This window comes from Candidatus Symbiopectobacterium sp. (assembly GCF_020054415.1).
Classification (GTDB): domain Bacteria; phylum Pseudomonadota; class Gammaproteobacteria; order Enterobacterales; family Enterobacteriaceae; genus Symbiopectobacterium.
Map to the genome: position 1 here is coordinate 1 of NZ_JAHWCO010000285.1, position 3,010 is coordinate 3,010.

Annotated in this window: 1 protein-coding gene and 4 pseudogenes; 1 reads left to right on the plus strand and 4 read right to left on the minus strand. The window is 50.4% G+C overall.

Annotated features, from left to right (window positions below; all coding sequences use genetic code 11):
* Positions 1-117 precede the first annotated feature (117 nt).
* Positions 118-1,052: pseudogene (locus tag QZ506_RS08275) on the minus strand (ABC transporter ATP-binding protein).
* Between the two features lie 114 nt (positions 1,053-1,166).
* Between QZ506_RS08275 and can the strand changes: the two are divergent.
* Positions 1,167-1,808: a carbonate dehydratase gene (gene can, locus QZ506_RS08280; RefSeq protein WP_291970325.1), complete on the plus strand. Its 642-nt coding sequence runs from the start codon at positions 1,167-1,169 to the stop codon at positions 1,806-1,808.
* 192 nt (positions 1,809-2,000) lie between these two features.
* Here the strand turns inward: can and QZ506_RS08285 are convergent.
* The 3 pseudogenes from QZ506_RS08285 to QZ506_RS08295 all read right to left on the minus strand — a co-directional run.
* Positions 2,001-2,198 (minus strand): annotated as a pseudogene (locus QZ506_RS08285) (phosphoribosyltransferase); the annotation flags it as partial.
* A 28-nt stretch (positions 2,199-2,226) separates the two neighbouring features.
* Positions 2,227-2,370, minus strand: a pseudogene (locus QZ506_RS08290) (IS1 family transposase); the annotation flags it as partial.
* Positions 2,371-2,561: 191 nt separating this feature from the next.
* A pseudogene (locus QZ506_RS08295) lies at positions 2,562-2,870 on the minus strand (2',3'-cyclic-nucleotide 2'-phosphodiesterase); the annotation flags it as partial.
* Between the last annotated feature and the right edge of the window lie 140 nt (positions 2,871-3,010).

Consider the following 3,010-nt stretch of genomic DNA (forward strand, 5'->3'; position numbering starts at 1 on the left):
AAATGTGCTGCGGGCGTACGCCGATGGCCACTTTACTTGATGGAAAACGGATCTGGGCAGAAAAGAATCTGAACCAGATGTAATCTGACAGACACCTGTATAAATAATCGGTAACTGTCAGATCAGGTCTGAGCTAGTACATTTCGTCTTTTCACCGTTAACCATGGAGACGAACAACTCTTCCAGACGGTTCGCCTTGTTACGCATACTCAAATCCCTTGTGTGCTTAATTAGCTGAAAACGCCATTGAGTCCCTGCTCACGCATCACGTCCACTTCCAGCGTTGAAGTATCTGTCAGACGGTGGGCATACCCCTCCAGCTTGGGTAGCGTGCTTTTCGGTGCGAGATCGAGAATAAAGGTTTCCGATTGCACGTTGGCAAGTAGTGCCTTCATCTAGGTGTTTTCCACCAATTCACCATGCTGAATAATGCCGATATTGCGGCACAGCATTTCCGCTTCTTCCAGGTAGTGCGTGGTTAGAATGATGGTGGTGCCCTGCGCGTTCAGCGCTTTGAGAACCCCCCACATGGAACGACGCAGTTCGATATCCACCCCGGCGGTTGGCTCATCAAGGATCAACAGCTTGGGTTCATGCATCAGGGCGCGCGCAATCATCAAACGGCTCTTCATCCCACCGGAAAGCATGCGTGCCTTTTCCTGACGCTTTTCCCACAGATCGAGCTGCTTGAGGTATTTCTCCGCCCGTTGCAGGGCGTCCTGGCGCGACACACCATAGTACCCTGCCTGATGGGTGACGATTTGCAGCACCGTTTCAAACGGGTTGAAGTTAAACTCTTGAGGCACCAGCCCGAGTTGGCGCTTGGCGTTAACGATATCGCGCTCCAAATCGTAGCCGAAAACGCGTACCTTACCGGAAGATTTGTTTACCAGTGAGCTGATGATACCAATCGTGGTCGATTTCCCTGCTCCGTTCGGTCCCAGCAGTGCATAAAAATCCCCAGCCTCCACGCGCAGATCGATACCGCGCACTGCCTTGACGCCCCCTGGGTACGTTTTGGTCAGTTTCTCCAGTTCCAGTGCATATGTCATAACAAGTTAACTAGCCCTATTATCAATGAGTGACTCAGTTTCGATTTTAAAACATTCACGCTTGCCTTATATTGCCTTTCACTGCCCTTTTTTTGTCACAGGCCATTTACTTTCATGAAAGATATTGAAACGCTCATCGCCAACAACCAGCGTTGGTCCAACACCATGGTTGAAGAAGATCCGGGTTACTTTGAACGTCTGGCGTTGGCACAAAAACCCCGTTTTTTGTGGATTGGCTGCTCTGACAGTCGCGTACCCTCTGAAAGCCTGACCAGCCTTGCGCCCGGCGAACTGTTCGTTCACCGCAATGTGGCAAACCTGGTTATCCATACCGATTTAAACTGCCTTTCCGTAGTGCAGTATGCCGTTGAAGTGCTCGAAGTCGAACACATCATCATTTGTGGGCATTACGGTTGCGGCGGTGTGCAGGCTGCGGTAGAAAACCCAGAATTGGGGCTTATCAACAACTGGCTGCTGCACATCCGTGATTTGTGGTACAAGCATAGCTCGCTGTTGGGAGAATTGCCGCCCGAAGAACGCTTTAACAAACTGTGTGAAATCAATGTGGTAGAACAAGTCTACAACCTAGGCCATTCCACCATCATGCAATCCGCCTGGAAGCGAGGCCAAAAGGTCACGATTCACGGCTGGGTGTATGGCATCAAGGACGGTTTGTTAAGCGATCTGGAAGTTACCGCTACTAGCCGCGAAACGCTGGAACAGCGCTATCGCCGCGCCATCTCTTCCCTGATCTGATTTTACAGGGGCACCTTATGTGCCCCTCTATCTGGCGCGACCACGTAGAGCCTATCCCAGTAGGCGAAATTGGCGCAGCCAGTTTAGTCACGGACGGCGCGCAGAAACCGGAGCGTACACGGAGTACGTGAGGATTTCGAGCACTGCCCAGGGCCAAAATGGCAAGTAAAATAGCCCTAATGGGATAGGATCTTATTCCTGCGGAATCACCTTGCCAATATAAGGCAAATGCCGATAGTGCTGTGCGTAGTCGATGCCGTATCCCACCACAAATTCGTCAGGAATAGAAAAACCGACCCACTCCACTTTCACGTCAACCTCCTGGCGCTCCGGCTTATCCAGCAGCGTACAGATAGCCAGCGACGCAGGCTCACGCAGATGCAGAATTTTGTTTTGTATTCAATGAGTTGATGTAGCATCAAACGTAGTACTCGCGTTCGATGTAAGTACCGATGATCCTATCGTGCATTTCGGATGATTTTGAATATCCGGGCGTCTTGCGATTGAGCCGTTTCAATCGGTTACGCAGTGTCAGATGTGCACGCTCAATACGCTGTGTATATGTATTAGTCGCGACTAATACAAATCATATCAGCGTTGTCGCTGCGAAAGCCGCTCCGGTTAAGCAATGAGGAGAGGTGAGGTTTTCTTTCTGTAGCAGATCCTCCGCCTGTACGGAGGATGAGCAATGGGTAGAGTGATGTTGTCAGCCGTTTGAGAACTCCGCATCAAGCGGCGTTCTGTAACCGATTACTATTTTTGCAGATCGAGGCGGTATAACGCAAAGCCCACGTCATCATGGCCGAGGGATGTCATCGGGTATTGCGCTTTTTCTTTGATAAAAGCCGCAGCCTTCGCTGAAGGTGCCGTTTCCACGCGGATATACAGTGGTGTGTCGCTCTTGATCGGCGCCAAACTCCAATTGTTGTCCGCTTGAGGTTTCACTTCGCCCTGTTTTTGCGTTTCTGCACTGATATAGGCGGCCAGCACAGAACGGTTTTCATCAGGTGAGGCAAAGGCAACGTACTTTTCTCCGGTTCCGGCAAATTTTTCGCCGTAGGCGGGCTTTGTTGAATAAATAGATTTTATGCTGGCAGCCCAGTGAAACGACGGATCCTCGCAACGTAAAATCATGCAGTTAGGCCTCATGAGAAAAGTGTACACCTGAGATGACAAGCATTTTCAACCAAAACTGGCATGGA

What these genes read in the sequence shown, in the direction of transcription:
- can (WP_291970325.1), top strand. Translation starts at nt 1,167, where the DNA reads ATGAAAGATATTGAAACGCTCATCGCCAACAACCAGCGTTGGTCCAAC.